The sequence below is a fragment of the Oleiphilus sp. HI0067 genome, assembly GCF_001635735.1.
Genome location: NZ_LWFI01000283.1, coordinates 1 through 730, shown reverse-complemented (window position 1 = coordinate 730; position 730 = coordinate 1). Strand labels below are relative to the sequence as shown.

Annotated in this window: 1 protein-coding gene; it reads left to right on the top strand. The window is 48.4% G+C overall.

The features are described from left to right. The coding region (locus A3739_RS03515; RefSeq protein ID WP_197472017.1) for an inositol monophosphatase family protein at positions 1 to 578 on the top strand (578 nt) is incomplete at its 5' end. Positions 579 to 730 lie beyond the last annotated feature (152 nt).

Below are 730 nucleotides of genomic sequence, written 5' to 3'. Positions count from 1 at the left end.
TCGGGCATGATTTAAGCAGTCCAATTTGGATCATCGACCCCATAGATGGAACCGTCAACTATGCCCACGGACAGCAGATGGTCGCAGTCAGTATTGCATTTGCTTGCGATGGAGATGTGCAATGCGGGGTCGTATACAACCCGTTCCTAGATGAAATGTTTTGCGGATTAAAGGGTGCCGGCGCAACTCTCAACGAAGAGGCTATAAGCATAAGTGGCCAACAAAATTTTCGTAAAGCAGTCTTTGCAACGGGCTTCCCCTATGACAAAAGCACGCTTCCTCCGATACTCGAACGCGTGACCATTATGCTCGAAAAATGCCAAGACTTACGTCGTTTAGGCAGTGCTGCCTTAGATATTTGTTGGGTTGCGTGCGGCCGCCATGATTTTTACTTTGAATCTTTAAGCCCATGGGACTTTGCCGCGGCACGTGTCATTGCTATAGAAGCAGGCGCACGTTGCGGCCATTTCAGTGAAGTTCCAGCTCATATTCCTGCGGCCATTTATGATCAGAACTTATTGATAAGTTCGCCCGCACTCTTCGATCAAGCACGAGCGCTTCTCGCCCCAACAACCTAAATTATGGCTATTGAAATAAGCCACTCGCTAAGATCGGCCAATGACTCACCCAATGCGCCGTTGGCTTAACTTTGAACTCACTACGAACAAATTGGTGAACGCGCCCTTCAACATTGACCAACAACAAGTTTGCGCTAGCCGCTGAACTAAGA